General features: G+C 57.5%; 18 protein-coding genes and 1 tRNA gene. 2 read left to right on the top strand and 17 right to left on the bottom strand.

Going from position 1 to position 16,033, the window contains the following annotated elements; all coding sequences use genetic code 11:
• Window positions 1-73 precede the first annotated feature (73 nt).
• A complete protein-coding gene (locus ACGHJ7_RS13715) occupies window positions 74-2,545 on the bottom strand; it encodes a hypothetical protein (protein WP_390478795.1) in 2,472 nt (823 codons plus the stop codon).
• Window positions 2,546-2,562: 17 nt separating this feature from the next.
• Window positions 2,563-3,393, bottom strand: coding sequence for a hypothetical protein (locus ACGHJ7_RS13710; protein ID WP_390478793.1), 831 nt, complete (start codon window positions 3,391-3,393; stop codon window positions 2,563-2,565).
• Window positions 3,394-3,796: 403 nt separating this feature from the next.
• Between ACGHJ7_RS13710 and ACGHJ7_RS13705 the strand changes: the two genes are divergently transcribed.
• A complete protein-coding gene (locus tag ACGHJ7_RS13705) occupies window positions 3,797-4,876 on the top strand; it encodes a hypothetical protein (RefSeq protein ID WP_390478790.1) in 1,080 nt (359 codons plus the stop codon).
• Between the two features lie 19 nt (window positions 4,877-4,895).
• On the opposite strand, the gene ACGHJ7_RS13700 is transcribed toward ACGHJ7_RS13705, so the two are convergent.
• The 7 genes from ACGHJ7_RS13700 to ACGHJ7_RS13670 all read right to left on the bottom strand — a co-directional run bounded on the left by ACGHJ7_RS13700 (window position 4,896) and on the right by ACGHJ7_RS13670 (window position 11,152).
• Window positions 4,896-5,924 carry a hypothetical protein gene (locus ACGHJ7_RS13700; protein ID WP_390478788.1) on the bottom strand — a complete coding sequence of 343 codons (1,029 nt, stop codon included), beginning with the start codon at window positions 5,922-5,924 and terminating at the stop codon, window positions 4,896-4,898.
• A 657-nt stretch (window positions 5,925-6,581) separates the two neighbouring features.
• Window positions 6,582-7,181 (bottom strand): hypothetical protein, encoded by a 600-nt coding sequence (locus ACGHJ7_RS13695; RefSeq protein WP_390478785.1) that lies wholly within the window; start codon window positions 7,179-7,181, stop codon window positions 6,582-6,584.
• 421 nt (window positions 7,182-7,602) lie between these two features.
• Window positions 7,603-7,767, bottom strand: a complete 165-nt coding sequence (locus ACGHJ7_RS13690; RefSeq protein ID WP_390478783.1) for a hypothetical protein — start codon at window positions 7,765-7,767, stop codon at window positions 7,603-7,605.
• Between the two features lie 402 nt (window positions 7,768-8,169).
• Window positions 8,170-8,307 carry a hypothetical protein gene (locus ACGHJ7_RS13685; protein WP_390478780.1) on the bottom strand — a complete coding sequence of 46 codons (138 nt, stop codon included), beginning with the start codon at window positions 8,305-8,307 and terminating at the stop codon, window positions 8,170-8,172.
• 167 nt (window positions 8,308-8,474) lie between these two features.
• A complete protein-coding gene (locus ACGHJ7_RS13680) occupies window positions 8,475-9,887 on the bottom strand; it encodes an ATP-binding protein (RefSeq protein WP_390478777.1) in 1,413 nt (470 codons plus the stop codon).
• Complete coding sequence (locus ACGHJ7_RS13675) at window positions 9,884-10,735, bottom strand: hypothetical protein (protein WP_390478774.1); 852 nt, start codon at window positions 10,733-10,735, stop codon at window positions 9,884-9,886. The genes ACGHJ7_RS13680 and ACGHJ7_RS13675 overlap by 4 nt, the downstream gene beginning before the upstream one ends.
• Before the next feature lie 222 nt (window positions 10,736-10,957).
• Window positions 10,958-11,152, bottom strand: a complete 195-nt coding sequence (locus tag ACGHJ7_RS13670) for a hypothetical protein (protein WP_390478772.1) — start codon at window positions 11,150-11,152, stop codon at window positions 10,958-10,960.
• A gap of 68 nt (window positions 11,153-11,220) precedes the next feature.
• Between ACGHJ7_RS13670 and ACGHJ7_RS13665 the strand changes: the two genes are divergently transcribed.
• Window positions 11,221-11,658, top strand: coding sequence for a hypothetical protein (locus ACGHJ7_RS13665; protein ID WP_390478770.1), 438 nt, complete (start codon window positions 11,221-11,223; stop codon window positions 11,656-11,658).
• Here the strand turns inward: ACGHJ7_RS13665 and ACGHJ7_RS13660 are convergent.
• The 8 genes from ACGHJ7_RS13660 to ACGHJ7_RS13625 all read right to left on the bottom strand — a co-directional run bounded on the left by ACGHJ7_RS13660 (window position 11,629) and on the right by ACGHJ7_RS13625 (window position 16,031).
• Window positions 11,629-12,123, bottom strand: coding sequence for a hypothetical protein (locus ACGHJ7_RS13660; protein ID WP_390478767.1), 495 nt, complete (start codon window positions 12,121-12,123; stop codon window positions 11,629-11,631). The genes ACGHJ7_RS13665 and ACGHJ7_RS13660 overlap by 30 nt on opposite strands.
• 287 nt (window positions 12,124-12,410) lie before the next feature.
• The gene (locus tag ACGHJ7_RS13655; RefSeq protein ID WP_390478766.1) at window positions 12,411-12,542 is read right to left on the bottom strand and encodes a hypothetical protein; all 132 of its coding nucleotides are present in this window, start codon (window positions 12,540-12,542) and stop codon (window positions 12,411-12,413) included.
• 377 nt (window positions 12,543-12,919) lie between these two features.
• The gene (locus tag ACGHJ7_RS13650) at window positions 12,920-13,093 is read right to left on the bottom strand and encodes a hypothetical protein (protein WP_390478765.1); all 174 of its coding nucleotides are present in this window, start codon (window positions 13,091-13,093) and stop codon (window positions 12,920-12,922) included.
• Complete coding sequence (locus tag ACGHJ7_RS13645) at window positions 13,093-14,136, bottom strand: serine/threonine-protein kinase (RefSeq protein WP_390478763.1); 1,044 nt, start codon at window positions 14,134-14,136, stop codon at window positions 13,093-13,095. Before ACGHJ7_RS13645 ends, ACGHJ7_RS13650 begins: the two co-directional genes overlap by 1 nt.
• Window positions 14,126-14,584 carry a hypothetical protein gene (locus ACGHJ7_RS13640; protein WP_390478760.1) on the bottom strand — a complete coding sequence of 153 codons (459 nt, stop codon included), beginning with the start codon at window positions 14,582-14,584 and terminating at the stop codon, window positions 14,126-14,128. Before ACGHJ7_RS13640 ends, ACGHJ7_RS13645 begins: the two co-directional genes overlap by 11 nt.
• Before the next feature lie 186 nt (window positions 14,585-14,770).
• Entirely contained in the window at window positions 14,771-15,067 is a 297-nt protein-coding gene (locus tag ACGHJ7_RS13635; protein WP_390478757.1) for a hypothetical protein, read from the bottom strand.
• A gap of 161 nt (window positions 15,068-15,228) precedes the next feature.
• Window positions 15,229-15,302: transfer RNA gene (locus ACGHJ7_RS13630), tRNA-Gly, on the bottom strand.
• 75 nt (window positions 15,303-15,377) lie between these two features.
• Entirely contained in the window at window positions 15,378-16,031 is a 654-nt protein-coding gene (locus tag ACGHJ7_RS13625; RefSeq protein ID WP_390478754.1) for an OmpA family protein, read from the bottom strand.
• Window positions 16,032-16,033 lie beyond the last annotated feature (2 nt).

The raw sequence follows: 16,033 nt of genomic DNA, 5'->3' as shown, positions 1-16,033 counted from the left end.
GTTGCCGCCTAAAATGAGTGTCGGGCCCGTGCTGGTTTTGCGATGAAACCGACCCGTCAACTTACCCGAGACACTAGATTTCGCCCCAGCTTGAACCTCTGCTCCGGCGACGGGGACTGGCGTTGGATTTCACCTTGGTCGGTGTCGATGTTCTCTTTGGGGACGGCTTGCGGTTACGTGGCGTCGTGCCGGGCGTCTCTCCGGCCGACTTTTTGGGCGGCGTGGTTTTCCGTTTGGAAGGGCTGCGTGCGAAAGCACCAGACGGTAGCTTCGTTGTGGCGTCCTTGCGGGTTCGGGCGGCTAGTTCGATACCGAGTGTGTGCGCGGCGTCGCCGTTCGAATCGACATCGGGTTCTGCGGAAATCTGGGGACCCTTCTCGGTCTCTCTCACACCCTCGTCCTGCGGCATCTCACCGCCATCAATCGTGGCGAACGGATGATCACCTTCATCCACCACGCTGACGTTCCCTACGAGCATCTTCTGCAGCCTCGGACTTTCCAGTGCTCGGGCGAGATCACGGTGCAGTCGCTTGTCGTCTTCCGGATTGAGATTGCGCAGTTTCTCGACATAATCGGCGTAGTTTTCCGCCTCCTGCTCCTTCGAACAGTATTCGTCGGCCTGCTGCTTCTTCCATTCCTTCTCCCTTTTCAGGAACCAGAGCGGCTTACCGAGCCGGCTTTTGTCGTTCGAACGCAAGCGCACGAATTTGGGCGGTTCGGAGTGGGGGTTCCAGACTTTGGCGATGCCGCTGTCATCCGGGTCGATCTTGACCTTGACCTTTGCGACGAGTTGTTTGCGGTCGTCGGGGTTGACCCTTTTCTGCAGCGGTGTGATGTCCCCCTTGGGTAGCTTCTTCCGCTTGTTGAAGTCCTGGATCATTTCGCGCACCGCCTCGGCGTCGCCATACCTTCCGCCTTCGATCTCGACGCCCCAGTTCCATAGCGATACGTCGTAATAGACGTCACCGATCGAATCCTTGAGCAACTCCGCGTCGTTGAGGATGCCCAATTTGCGTCCAGCGACATCTCTTCGGAAGACGAGCTGCGGTTGCTCCTCGTCCAAGCCTTCATGACGCGACGTATTGTAGTAGCAGATGGCCCTAGTAAGTATCGGGCGCAGCTCCTCCAGCGTGCACAACTGCTGCTTATCGGGCTCGAACCCATAGAGCCGCATCCGGGCGATGTCGTAATTCGACTCTGCCAACTCCTGCGTCAGCAGTTCGATGATGGTCCTGACCAGCCGTTCCACGTCCGCCTTGTCCCTTGGGCAGCGGCTGCCCGTGTAGCGCACGGCGATCCCCTGATCGGCCATGGCGTCTCGGAATGCTACCGAATGATGTCCCGCCAGGTTGTCCAGCTTGATCGTGCCCGGTGCGCATCTGAGATAGGGCAGATCGGGAAATTGCTTCATGTATCGCTCAGGAAGGAGCTTCGGCAGGTTGGCGTGCAGGACGGTCTTCATCGCTGAATTGCTGGAAGCCGGCTCCCAGCTCAGATGCCAACCAAGTATCACTCGGGAGAAACAACACATAAGCAGGGTGAGTATCGGTCTACCGAGCGGCTCCATGGAGGCACGGTCGACGAGGAAAAGCGCTTCGATGGGACTGTCATCCATCGAGCAAAGCTCGCCCACGTGCCTGGGGTCGTCGCTGAACCCGCCGCCGTCGAAGCGCTGTTCGGCAGCCTGGTCGGTAGTGCCGATCGCGTAGGACTTCTTGGATGAACCTTCCTTCGCGAGACTCCGGAATTTTGATTCCGACATGGGCTCGTATTTCGAAGATGGCTTCAGATAGTTCGTTCGGTCCGGTCCGACTTCCCAATCACCTTCGCCGCTTAGAACGAGTAACGGACGATCCACGACGCCGCTTCTGTTGATGGTGCTGAGCTCCGCCACGTATTCTTCGAAGCGCTTCGATATGTTGCGTTTTCGCTTGTCGCAGCGGCTAAGATGGTAGGCAGCGATCTCGGTCGGATGCTTCAGCTTGTGCTTCGTCCTCGCGCGGCCCCTTTTGGACATGCCGTCGCAAAGTCTGCGCGACCCCGGGCGGCCGCGTGTCCGATACATTTCCTGCAGATGCCACGGGCTGATCTCCCATGCCCCGGCGGCGTTGCTAATCTCTTCGTTGTGGGTCAATTCATACTGCATGAATGACCGAAGCGAACCCGGTCCGAGGGTCGTGCGACCCTGCTCGATGGCCTTGTCCAACGCGATGAGGACGAGCGTCCGGAACTGGCTGGTGGCATCCATCATGAGGATCTGTTTTCGGGTATAGTTCGGCTCGCGTGCTGCTTGCCGCACGGCGTCGGAGAGTGGAGCCTCTCGGATGATCAGGCGTTTTGCAGCGAAGAGCGCCATGAACTCCTCGCAGTTCATGTTACGCGGATACCCGGTCTTGCCGACGACCATGTAATGGCCGCGATTGGAGTTCTGGGGCGGCCTCAATGTGACCGACCCGTCGGGATCGACCCTGTCGAAATAGAACAGGAGGTCGTCGATGACGACTTCGGCACCCTGCTTGATGTCTATGGGTAGGTCCGTGCGCATGCGGGCGTCCTTTTGGGTTAGATCCGGATTGGCGAGGCTGCGGAGCGCCTTATGCTGGGTTGGAGGAACGTCGAGTTGCAGAGGTATTGTTCGAGATCGGTGAGCAGTTTGCCCCTCGCGATCAGTGTTTCGATCACTGCGTCACCTTGGAGGGGGTCGGTCGGAGCGACTGCGCGCCTGAATTCGCCCCAGGTTACGGGGGCGCCCGCCTTGATGATTTCTTCTGCAGCGGAACATTCTTTTTCATCGAGGCCGGCGTAACGGCGGACGAAGATCCGCTCGACGTTTGGTAACAGCTCGGGCGGACTGAACATCTCGCGATCATTGATGATCGTGAAGCGCCAACCGATGGACCGGAGAAGCTCCCTGACGGCCGCGAGCTTTTCCTTGTAATCATCGTCGCGCAGATCGCCGGGGAACCTCTTCACCTCAATCAGCTCGGGAACCACCACGCCTTTCGCGTCTACGAAGGCACGTGAAAGATCCGAGATGTATTTCCGCAGGCGCCTGTTGAGCATGAACTGGATCATGAGTTGGTGGCACTGATAATCGATGCTCGGGCCATGGATCTCGTAATATTTGGCCACGCGCTCCTCAGCCAGACCTTCTACGAATTGCACCGTGTTGACTTTTGCGGAGGGGAAGAAGCTTCGTGAATGGCGCTGGCCCCTATTGATCAGGACAGGATGTTTGCCGCCATGCTCCAAGATCGTGATCTTGGCGCCGCTGCGTTCGCGCAAACTGTCGCTGTCTTCGGCCAGCATGCGCTTGAGACGCATGGGCGTCCCGGTCACCTCTTCGTCATGGAAGCTGGGAAGACCGTCATAAGTCCGTGGAACGGCAAACACGATCGTTACCTGAACCGGCCAAAGGGACGATGGGTAGTGTTGGCGGGAACGGGACGCCACGAACTTGTGCGCGGTTGGCGCTGAAGCCTCTTAAACCGTTGCAACGACATGTTCACCCTATGGTGATAGCCAGCAGGAATACCGGAACTGAAACGTTTCATAGGTCAACTCTGAAGTTTTAGGTTTATTTCAATAATGCCTTATGCTGCCGTGTTTCCCTGATTGCAACATAAAACTTCATAATTAACTTGAATTTTCGCTGGAGTTCAGCTTCACCTTAGGTGATGCACCCGTATTCTTACTCCCTGCGATTTAATACCGCCCTGGAACCGAGGCGGACATGAACTCGCGAGGCGGACTTTTTTCAGTTGTGCCAGGTGGTGAGGAAGACCTGCCTTCCACCATGAAGCGCTATCTCAGGACACCGCTGCCGGATCGAGAGCTGGAACTATGGAGGTCACTTCCACCCGAGAAGAGGGATTCGGTGAACAACCGGTTGGAAGCGCTTGCTCGATGGGAAGACAAAACCAGCGACATAGAAGATGTCGCGGATTTGGCTGGGCTCAGCACCAGCCGTTTCTATTCCCTGTCGGCATTATGGTCCGATCCTGAGCAGCGCAGTTTGGCCAATCTTGGTATCCATGCCGATGGTCCGAGAAGACGGCGCAGCAGATACGATGCAGAACTGCTGCAAAGAATGGCGGCGGAGTCCGTCCGAGCCGTGGCCCGTGCCCCGAAAAAAGGCTTCTCGATCGAGAAATGCATAACAGGGGTGCTGGACGCGGTTGCCGATACGCCCCACGACATACCGGGCCGCGCTACTGTCCGGCTCATGGTCGAGGATGCCATTCGCGAACGAAGCCGGGGTTCGGTCGTCGGCAATGACATCGCATTCGACTGCTGTGCGATCGACGTTCCCGGAGAGGATGCGAGACCGTTCGTATTGTTCGTTGGTCTCGATAAGTCGACCGGCCTTCTATTGGGGTTCGCCGTCGCCGCCTTGAACGAGAGTGTGACGGGTTATCGCGAAGCGGCGGAAGATGTCGTCGGTCGTTTGCGGACCCGCACCGGAACGGAGGTTCCGTGGGCGGAAACGCTGACCAGCGTCGAATTAGTCATTGGGAATGATTTGGATGCGTTCCGCGAATGGGAGGGGAAGGTGCGCAGCGAGGTTCGCCCAGTCAATTTCCAGGGGTTCAACCCACACCGCCGCTTCGGGCGTTACATCATGGGAAGCGTGGGAAGGATGATCGGCCGTATAGGTCTGCTTCCGGCAGCTACGTTGGAGAGGCGTGCCATATCCGGCGTGCAGCCGAAGGATTGGCATACCCTCGACGAAGCACGCGAACGCATGGAGATCGAGATGATCGTGCATAACCGGCATATCGCCCAAAGCTGGCAGGCTAGATTCACAGACCCCAATTGCATGCCGCCACTACCCGATCGTCTGGCCCACACGGTTGGTGTCATGATCGATCGGTAGCGCGCCGAGCCGCTCGATCTCACTCGCTGAGCAATGCGGCTGGGAACGCGTTCTGGTTGTGGTTGTGAATTGCCATTTCAAGCGCCGTCAGCGCATCGGCTGGATCTACTGCGCTGTCGAAACGCGAGCGTAGCAATTTCGCCGGATCCACTCTCGGCCTTCGGAAACGAAGACCGATCGTGTCGAGCTGATCCCCGAGGTAACGCGCCACCAGTGCACTGGCATCGTCTCCGATCTCCAGTCTTTCGCGAATGGCATCGTTTGTCATATTCAATCCAGCTACCTCCCGACGATGGACGACAATACTGCGGGTTGGTTCCGTGTCAGTAACATCTGCATCCAGGGTTGATAGCAACGCGATCAAACTGGGTGGAGCGTTGTCCATAGTGCCGACTTCGTGGCAGGCGATGCTGCGTTCCGGCAGATGCACGGCCAGCAACGCTTCCGTAAATGTCAGAAAACCTTCAGACCCGACAACTGGAAAGTCCAGCCAAAGACGTGAAACGATGATCGTCGGCGGTCCTGAATACCGGTGGCCCTTCCCCGAACTGCGGAATCCCATCAGCTTGTCGTTGATCGTCATTTTTGACGGGAACGGCACGCCCTCCTGTTCGCAATCGTGCACGACCTGATCGGCGATCGTCTTCAAGGAGGCGCTGCAACCATGCCGTTCGACAGCGGAAGCAAGGTGTTCTTCAGCGCGTGGATCGATGCCATCGGGCCGCTGCCGCGTCTTCACTTCCTGCGCCCCGGCTCCTGCGAGGCTGGCATGATTGCGGTGGATTTCGAATGCCCTTGTCAACACGGCGAACTGGCTAACGCTCAGATCAAGTCTTCCGGCGGCCAGCTTGGCGCTGGCGGCATCGCGTTGGTTCTTCTGCAGGTAATCCCGCACGACCGCGGCCCGCCGCCGGACCTCCGCCCAGCGGCGGGGATCAATACCACTCAACTCGTCCATGTTCTTTTCCTCCATATTGTTGAACTTTAATACTTTCTGCGATTCAGGTGTTCTCTTGTCGGATTGGTCTGGCGTGTTGCCGGACGTCATGCATATTAAAGCCCGCTTCGAGCGCGCTGTGTGTGAGGCATCAGTCGCGCTATCGGGTTGCTGGCGCTGATCGATTGCTATGATAGAAGGGGCGCTCGTCGCGGGACCGCGCGGTATTGCTGCGAGGGAGCGAGAAGATCAGGCCGCACCACTCGGACAGGAAAAGGTCCATTGGGGCGATGACAAACGAAGCGATGTCAGGCGGCCTTGATCAAGGGTGGCGGTATTTCCGCCGGGGTTGCCGCGCCGACGTAACCCTATGTCAACCGATCTTCGATAGGTGCGGATTTATGGACAAACCGGATCGACAGATGGGGAGGCCAGCCGGGGCACCGGTCGGACTTGCGAATCAAACCCCTTTTAGCGGACCGCCTGACCTGACCTATCTGTGCGATGCAGGTTGCCGTCCCAATCCGGGCAAACACCTTCCAGTTGTTTGGGACGGTGCGTGTTTCCTCCCGATGATGCCGATTGAGGGCACCAATCATCAGGCGTGCTATCAGGCTATCCTGCAAGCACTGAGGGACGCCGGACGACGTGGGGCGTTACGGGTCGAATTGCGGCTGACGTCGGATCTCGTTTTCCGTCAGCTCTCGACAGGGCGCTATTGCCGCAACCGCAAGCTGGAGGATTTGCGTGATCTTTGCCTGGTGCTGGCTAGTAGAACAGGTGACGTCCGTCTTGTCCGTGTGACGGAACCCTTTGGACTGGGGGCACGGCATTTCCAGACCCGGCACGACCTACGCGATCACGTTCTAGGTCTCGGCAAGCCTGCAGCCTCGAATCCAGCGAGCCATCGTTCTCCTGTCTCCGTTTCACCAGCAGAGCCAGCTCGAACACCCCCCGGTCCTTGATCGGAAGCGCAAAGCTCTCGATCCATTCGCCAGGTCCCGTCGAGGTCGCATTCTGGTTGTCGGCAAGACACAGTGCCGAACACACGAGTCGTTCGAAAGAGAGCGGGGCGAGATTTGACTGGACGAGCTCTCCTGTGGCTTTCGGCTTATCTAGCGTGAGCTCATTATCTCGGCCGGAGTCGATCACTTCGTAGATCGTGTAGCGGGCATGGATGAAACCGGCAGGCACTTGCATGTCCGGCAGAAGATCGAGCGCTTCGCCGACGGTTTCGCAATTTCCGACACCGCGTAGCCGTGCCGCAAACGCCTGCGTCTCCGCTGGGTCGTATTGACTGACCAGGTCCGCGGCTTCCGTGATGAGTTCATGCTTCCATCTCTGGAGAGTTTCCGTTGGTTGGGGCACGTCAATTTTCCTTTCCGATCGTTTTGACGATCACCCCTACAATTTTCTATAAATTAGAACTGTTACATGTTTCGACGTTAGATAATCGGAGTTCGGCTCCGCTTGGGCTTAGTGATCTGTCTGTTTGAAGCCGCATGCCGTGAGCCAGTCCACCAACCGTGACGATTGCCCGATGACCTGCTGTGCGATCGCAAACGGATACCCCGGCCGCGAAAATAAACAGAATCAATATCCGACGCAGCCGCCACGGTTCGTCAGGCAAACCGACCAAGAATGTGAAGGTAATGGCTGCGGCGACGTATCGCGCAACAGACCGGAGATACGGACTGTCGATCGTCATCATGACATTTTTGTTAAATGAGCGAGCGTTTTCATCAGCCTCCCGGAAGAGCCGCGGAGTAAACGGTCATTTATCGATCGGTTATTCCGCCAGTGCTTCGAATTCCGCAATGGCGGGGGCGAACATCATCTGTGCCATTTCGCTCACGACGAGGCTCACGGTTTCCAGCGTTCCGGCATCGATCGGCGGCGGCGGCGCATATTCCGCTTGCCGCACAAGCGCCTCTGCGTAATTGCGCCCGCGCATCTTTTCGACCAGCCCGATACCGTAATCGATATCCGCCGAAACCTCCGCGCCGGTGACGATGTATCAATTCTAGCCGCTCTGAGCGGCGTCGAGTATGACGGCAGAGGTCATGATCGCCATCATCGGCAACACTATTGCCATTCCGAAGATCGCGAATGTGCTATGCGTAAGAATGACGCGGCCGAGCGGACTCATGGTTTCCGGTGGCTGTCCCTCCGGACTATCTCGAGGATGCTGGACCTGCATCCGCCCGACGATGCGCGTGGATCTCAGCCATCATCAGCGACCGAATTTATTACCTGGTCCAGCGGTCGCGATACGCATTCTATGAGGGGGTGTTGACCGAAATCAACCGTTACAGGCGCAACCCTTGCCCTTCTTGCATTCCTTGTCGCGCGAAATTCAGCTGTCACCGCAGGCCTTGCCTGCCTTGCACGTCTTGCAGCATCCGCTGGCTGCGTAAGCGGTGCCGCACATCGGGGCAGCTGATACCGACAGGGACGCTGCGGCGAGAGCTAGCGCGGACAGAAGCTTCTTCATTCAACATCTCCAACTTCCGACGCTTCTGGTGGAACGATTAGACTGCTATGTCAAAACCGTTTTCGTTATTGTATCCGTGATCTAGTCTCACGATCGCATTGCTTGAGGGTTTCCTCGGCGAGGTTCATCGGGTCGAGTTTTATCCTGCAGCTATTGCTCCGATGCTTTCAGTCCAACGAACATAGCGAATGCTTGTCGGCACCGACCACTTTCAGCGCTATGTCCGCCAGATGACGATGGTGTGTGAAGAACAAGACCTGCGTAGAGCGGGCAAGTTCGGCGAGGACGCGGAGGCCGGCTTCGGAGCGTTGCTCGTCGAAATTGACGAATAGGTCGTCGGCCAGAAACGGTAGAATGGTCCCCGACCTGACTGACCGTTCGACTGCGGCGAGACGGAGCGCAAGGAACAGCTGATCGGTCGTGCCCTCGCTCATGCCCCCAACATCGACGACCGTGCGTCCGTCGTCCCGCAGGCCGAGCAGGCGCGGGTCCTTGCCATCGGTGTCGATCTGAAGTGACGAATATCTGCCTACCGTGAGCTTCGAGAACAGTTCGCTTGCCCGGACGAGCAGCGGGTCTTGGTTCTCGTCCCGGTAACGCTCGATCGCCCAGCGAAGGGTGACTGCTTGGGCACGCTTCAATATGTATTGTTCGGCAAGGTCGACCATCTCGGCCCGCGATTGCTCCGCCTCCGCTGCTGCACCCGCGGCCGGTTCTGCTGCCGTTTCGAGATCGTCGAAGGTCCGCCTCGCATCACCGTGCAGAGCGACGGCTTCGTCCACCCTCTCGTTCAGGCTCTTTAGTTCTGCGTTCTGTGTCTGTGCTTTCGTGGCGAGTCGGTCAAAGTCGATGCCGTCCAGTTCGATGTTCTGTAGCGAACCGAAAAGATCCGCCTCACCGAAGCCGGCAAACACTAACCCAGTGAAGGCGCTCGTCCGCTCTTCGGATTTGATCAGGGCGAAGATCATCTCTTGAATGGCTTCCCCCAGCGGCGCCCCAATGTCGTAGCCGTCCATCGTCTCGGCTGTGGTAGCCCTCACGACATTTCCGTATTCCCGATGGAAATCGTCGAAGCTTTTATTGTTCAGGAAACCTTTGAGCGGCTTCGACAACCCCTCATCGCGCCGTTCGACTGCACATTTGCGTAGATGCTCATCGAGCTTCGCCGTGCCGCGCCGCCGTTTCCGACCACCTTCATCCAACAGCCAGGCCAGACGTTCAGTCTGAAGTTCGCGGACTTCGGTTGCAACCAAAGAGCGTAAATGTGTCTGTTCTTCATCCGCACTTTTTTTCGTCATTTTGATTAGGTGACCGCGAAATTCAGGCCAAACCTGCATCAGTCCTGTGATCTTCACCTTGGCATTTTCCGCGCGAAACTGTCGCGCGATGATTTCGAACGGGACATCCATGAACAATGGGTTGTTATAGATCATCAAGCCGACTGGCTGGTTGCGCAGCAGCTCGAATATCTTCTCGGCGGTATCGAATGTCTTAGCGCCACGCGGACCGGTAAGCGTCACAACGCTGTCGGCTGCCAACGCGACGGCGGACCGGTTCAGGATCGCTACTTCAGCCGTCATGCCGCGTGCTCGCTCGCGGGGCGAGCGATGCTGAACACCGCCCCTTCAATTACGCGGCCAAGGCCCTTGTTCTTTGTGTCCTGATCATACAGGCAATACAGCAGCCAAACCCGGCGCCAGAGCTCCTCTTCCGGCGGCATCCATTCGACACTCAACCCGAGCGCTTCAGCTTCGCCAAAATCGATGACGGCGCCATGGGAGTTGTAGCAGTTCGATGATGACAGCTTGTCGATCGTTTCGTCGATTTCCTTCTCGGAAAGTTCGGAAAGCATGCCTCTCTGCATGATCTTCTTGGTCAGCCCTTTTGTGCGATTGATCGACGCTTGCGCGTATTCACGCAGCACGGCGTCCTTGGTCTCGTCACGGCAGATAAACTCGCATGGCATCGGCCCAAGGTCGGGCAGGAGTATCTGCGGATCGATCGGACCCAGTTCAGAATTTACACCCAACAAGATGCTCTTGGCCGATATCGCGATGACCGTGCCCCCACTCTTCGCCCAACTCGGCACTATGACGCGGTAGCTTTCCACGCGCTGGCTGAGCACTGATATGAACTTCTCGACCGCATCGACATTACCACCAGGGGTCTGGATGAACAGGTCGACGTGTCCTGTGGACACCCCCTCGATTATCTCGGAGAGGTCGTCGGGATCGGTATGATTTATGCCCTCATCGAGCTGCGCAAAATAAGTGATGAGTTCTCGACCGGTGGTTTGCTCGATGTCGCCAATCAGGAGCTGGCGCAGCAGCCGATCCTTTTCCTTCGCCCAGTATTTCGACGAATGTATCGGCGCTGCGTCTGTGCGCGGAAACTGGTTGGTGAGCTTTCGATCCGGCGTGATGGTCAATTCTGGCTCCGGTGGTTCTGGTCGGGAAGATGGTCGAGCACTCCAACGGAGGCTCCTGCTTCGGTGGGGTCACGATGTAATTGGGAGAAGATCCGCGGCGGTCGCTATCGATCGACATGACGATCTCCAATAATGCGGCTCTGTTTAGCCCTTGAACTACGTTAATCCGGTAGCTTTGCGTGAAGTCATCCCAGTGGTGGATGCGCGTTGTTGAATATGGGGCTATCCATATAGCGAATCGAGAGCAAGTGTGGCTGGTTCTTTATGCGCGAGCATCGGCAGCGCCAGCTCCGTGCTCTCTTGATGTCTGGCCACGCTGATCTCGTGTAGATTTGCTAATACCTCGTAAACAGTGCTGTTTTCGGGCATCCCTCGGATGATTGAAGCCTTTTGTGTAATGCTGCGGAGCAGCATCATGCCAATTGCGCGACTTCAACCAACCGTTAAGCCGTGTTTGCTAGCGACGCTCCTGAAGGAGTTTGCGAATGGCTTTGTCCAAAGGTTCAGGAGCCAACCCTGCCGTAAGGGTGTGGGTGTCGGGCGCGTCGAGCGGGCCCAGCCCGGGCACGACCCGGGTCCACATCGAGAACGACGACCGCGAGGATACCGAGCGCGAAGGTTATCAACATCAGGGCGCCTATGAAGCCCTGATTGATGTTATGCTCGAAGAACACCGCTCAGGCACAACCGATCTGGTGGTTGAGACTGGCAACCGGACACTGTTGGACCATCTGGTGCACGGCGCTCCGGTGGAGAAGGAGCACCTGCTTCGTGATTTCGAAATTGTAGGTGTCTTGAAACGGCTCTTCGACACCGTGCGCTTGAAGTTCGTCGCGCAGGAACGCGCCCTCCCCAAGGTGGGCGGTTCCCGGCACTCCGTCCTTGGCCGTCCGTCAGGGAATCAGGACGGCGACGTCATCTAGGGTCAGCGGTTCGCAGATCTTGGGTGTATCCGTAGGAGCGTCTGTCCATACAATGTTCGCTTCGATCACTAGCACCAGCGCATCGCTGTTGCAGGCCTCTGCCTCGATCGTATGCATTTCATCGGCGGTTGGAAGCCGGGTGGCCCGCCAGTCGGTGATGTCAACGAATGGTGTTCCCATCACCATGCGCACCGCGTCGAACGCGTTGAGGCCTTCGGCGTGTATTTCGTTCTTCCGTGCCAGACGAATTCGGCTGATCTCACCATGATCGCAAGGACCGATCACGACGAGGGTGTCGAACCGGGCGGGTATCGGGATCGCCCGCAATCCTTCCCGCACCTGTGTAACTGGTTGGCTAGACAGGGCCGACAGGCCTTCGCAGATGGACGCGATGCCACAAGCGGCTGATGGCGCGCTCGAAATCGTTTCCAGCGACGTGTCGCAATTGATATTGTTGATATTCATTTCATTTCACCTTCTGTTTTCCCCTCTAATCCGAGAGGCGCTTACAAAGGCGGTGAAACGGTGGTCTTCTGCTGTGCGAAAGGGACGGGCCGGGTCCGTTCCTGTCCTATGTTCGGTGGTCAATCTGCGAAGGGGTCCTTGGGCAAGTGTTCCCATTTCTCCTTCTCGCGCTGCTGGGCGTGGCTTTCGACTATAACACGGGCATGTTCCATCAAGCAGCTAGGCCCCGCGTCCATTCATCGGAACAGCGATACCCGCGTTTTCGCGGATCCAGCTAAACTGGCGGTTCAGTCCGACAGCACGTCATTATTGGGCTTCATCGCATCCCATCGCTTCACGGCTGCGCGTCCAGCCTTGTCGGCTTGGGATTGCGCCCCGACGACTTCGCCGCTTTCCAACGCTGATACCGGATCGGTCAATCTTGTGTTCGCCGGGTCGACCCTGTAAACGGACCACTCCCATCTTGCGGCCTTCCCAATCCCACCCGCAGAGCGGACCTCGTATCTATGTTTGCACCTGTTCGAACCCATCATTAGCGCATCATGGCCTTGTCCTATTGATGTTAACCCCTTTCGGCATAAGCAGCGCTTTGGCCGGCCAGCAACGGGTAATCAGCGAATATGAACTGACTGGTCTTTAAACCACCACATTGTAATTCGCAGCGTCCGGCAGCTGCGGTCGCCGAGCAATGATACCTCGGTTCTAGATGGCACCACCATATGGCTACTTTTATGCGCATCAAGATGGATGCCGAAGCGCCGCGCGCTAGTTCGATCAATCGGATCCCGAAGCCGCTTCAGCTGGCGTTATCCTGGGTTTTTGGCTTTCTTAGGATGAGGAAGCCGTTCTTGACCGGACCGTTGAAGAACGTAGTTCCGCGATCCCGTGTGGCACCCGCCCCGCGCGAAGAAACATGGGCAGCAACGTCGCGCGCCCTGTAGTTTTTCGGATTGTTCTTCGTTTTGGTCATCAGTTATCTTTGAGCACTTTGCGGATCTGCGTTTGCGTCATCGACGGTTTGCAAAGCGCGGTCTTGCGACGCGCCTGTTTGTTGTCCTTCTGCACGGTAAAGATGGTCGAACCGTTACCATGGACGACGAACCGGCTTTGTGTTCCGGTTTCGTTCTTTATCCACACTTTGTCAACTCCGTCGTCTTCGAGACGCCAATCGAGGCATTCAGCAACTGACGCAAGACCGTTGGTGACCGCTAATGCTGATTGGTAGCGATCGGCGGCGTTGGGTTCGAGACATTTGACGATGACCTTGCGCAGCCGCGCAGGAATGTGTTCGTCAAAAGCCTTGCGATCTGGGAAAGTGCCCGCCAGCAGTTCATTGCCAAGCTTCCCGGTGTCGATCGTTCCTGGTTGCGGGACGAACCGTGCGAACTGCTTGTCGAACGCTTTGCTTCCCACAGCCATTCGGTAGAGGGTTAGTCCGATTTGATAGATGTCGAACGATAGATTGAAGGGCGGGCCGGCGGTCGCTTCCGGAGGGGCCATGCGCAGATAAAGACCATTTGGGGTGGCTTCGCCCAACTCCATCCGTCCGGCAAGGCCGAAATCGGCAAGCATCGCCTCACCGCGTTTAGTTAGCAGGATGTTGTCCGGCTTGATGTCGAAGTGGATCAGACCCTTCACATGGATGTTGTGGAGGCCAGTCAGGGTCTGGCATCCTAACCGCACGATTTCGCGAACAGTCAGCCTCTTTTCGCCCATCAATCCCTTCACCGAACCGCGTTCATAAAAAGGCATCGCGATGAAAATAGTGTCGTCGTCCTCACAGCAATAATGGATCTGGACGACGTTCTGATGGGCGGTGGCATAGAGCGCCTTGGCTTCATCGAAGAACTCATCGGCGTCGGGCAGATCGACTTTGGCGATCTTCTTCATGACGATCTCGCCGCCCAGCTGGACGTCGTTTACAATCCAGGTTTTAGAATTCTTGCCGTCTGAGCCGATTTCCCGGACATCTTCGAAATGCAACTGGGCTCGCTTGTAGGGTTTACTGAGCATTGACCGCACCCTTTGCACACAGGATCGCTTCGCGCTGGTTGGCGTTCGCTTGATCCCAGCCGTCGATCTGCGGATCCTTCTTCCCGTCGACGAACAACTTGAAGTCGGTCCGGGGCACACCGAGCCGGCTCATGATCGAAGAGACATGCCCAATGTAATAGCCTTCCAGGTCGCTACTCGCGAACGACTCCATAATTACGCCTTCGATCTCTATTCGGCCGATGTTCGCGCGCTGGGCGGAGGGTTCCGTCGCACGGATGCCAGCGAATGAGACTTCATACTCCCGCAGAATGTCCAACAGGTGGCAGCGCAGGTATTTCAGCATGTCAGGCGTGTCTAGCGCCACCGGAACCGTGATCTGATCAAGGTTTATAATTTCGTCCTTCACATCATCATAGATCGCGAAGGTCACGGCGCTTGGTGCCGCGCGAATGCCAATGGTTATCATGGGTGCCCCGATTGTTGATTTGCGAGCCTAGCCTCACCGGTCCACTTGATACAACTGGTTCGGCTGATAAGGCCCTCTTTACAAATCGGATTGTCGAAATTTTTTGTCTGCGGCTTTTTCAATGGCCCTGGAGATGCATTCACGGTTCCGAGCAAAGATAAAGAGGCTGCAGCAAGCCGCGACCTTTCAGTCCGGGGAGGAACCAAGTCGGATGGAATCCGATGCCAGCTCGATATAATCGGGAATGCCAATGTCCCATTGTGTGAACCCTGCGGCGCGCTCGCCACTTTTGCGGATGGTCTTGATAACCCGTTCGTCGAGTTCTGGTATACCCGTCTCAATTATTTCACCGACAAGGCGACCAGCTGCCACGCTTCCCAGAGCTTCCGGAAAAAGCCAGTTCAATGCGATGAAGGAACCTTCGAAGCTTATGGAAGGCTCGTCATTGAGAGTTACCCAGCTGCCGACGATGGGTAGTTCCAATCCCTGTTGCCGGGCGAATACGGACCGGGACAAATCGTCGGTGCAGCCGACCGGAACAGAAGGAAGTTCGTCTCCAACCTAGAATTCCAGCTCTCGTGTGACCCGGCTGCGGGGTTCTTAAAAACAGAACGCTTGGTTCTTGTTCACAGACTACAAAGGTCTGGAGCGGGTAGCGGGAATCGAACCCGCATAACTAGCTTGGAAGGCTAGGGCTTTACCACTAAGCTATACCCGCACATCCAGAGGTGACGCCGATGCCACCGGCAGGGGCCGCTGGTCAACCATTTCTCGCAAATTCAGCCCGCCCGGTTCAATCGCCGGACAATTGGCGTGTCACGCTGTCGACGGCGCTTTCCTCGGCCGGCTCCGGCGTCGGTTCGGCGGGAGCCGGAATGTTCGCGCCTTCGGGTACGGCGACCGTGATTTCGACCCGGCGATTCGTGGCGCGCCCTTCCTCGTCGGGCGTCCCGTCAGGAAGCGCATTGGGGGCGACCGGGTTCTGTTCGCCGAAGGCGATGATCTCGATCCGCTCCTCGTCGATGCCGTTCTCGATCAGCCACTGCGCGGCCGCCTCCGCACGCTCGCGCGAGAGGCGCATATTGACCTGGTCGTTGCCGCCCGCGTCGCTGTGGCCGCGCAGGGTGATCGTCCCTTCGAACTCGGTCACCTGCGGGCTCTCGATCAGCTCTGCGAGGGCGGTAACGGCCTCCGCGGAAAGCTGCGTTCCGCTGGTGCCGAAACCCAGCGTCATTTCGAGCGGCTCGACATCCACGGTCCGGGCGATCTCGATATCGGGCCGGATGATCGAAGCGCGGTCCGTCGGGTCGGTGGCCTCGGCGTCAGGCTCTGCCACCGTCTCCTCGACCTCCGGTTCGGGCGCCGGCTCTCGCTCGCCGCAAGCAGCCAAGGCCAGGCAGGCGATGGCGGTCAGTGCGGGACGGAGTGCCGGGCGGGCGGCGTTCATAC

The organism is Altererythrobacter sp. MTPC7, from assembly GCF_042851395.1.
Taxonomy (GTDB): domain Bacteria; phylum Pseudomonadota; class Alphaproteobacteria; order Sphingomonadales; family Sphingomonadaceae; genus CAJXSN01.
The sequence above is the reverse complement of the archived record's forward strand: the minus strand, read 5'-3'. Positions and strand labels throughout refer to the sequence as shown.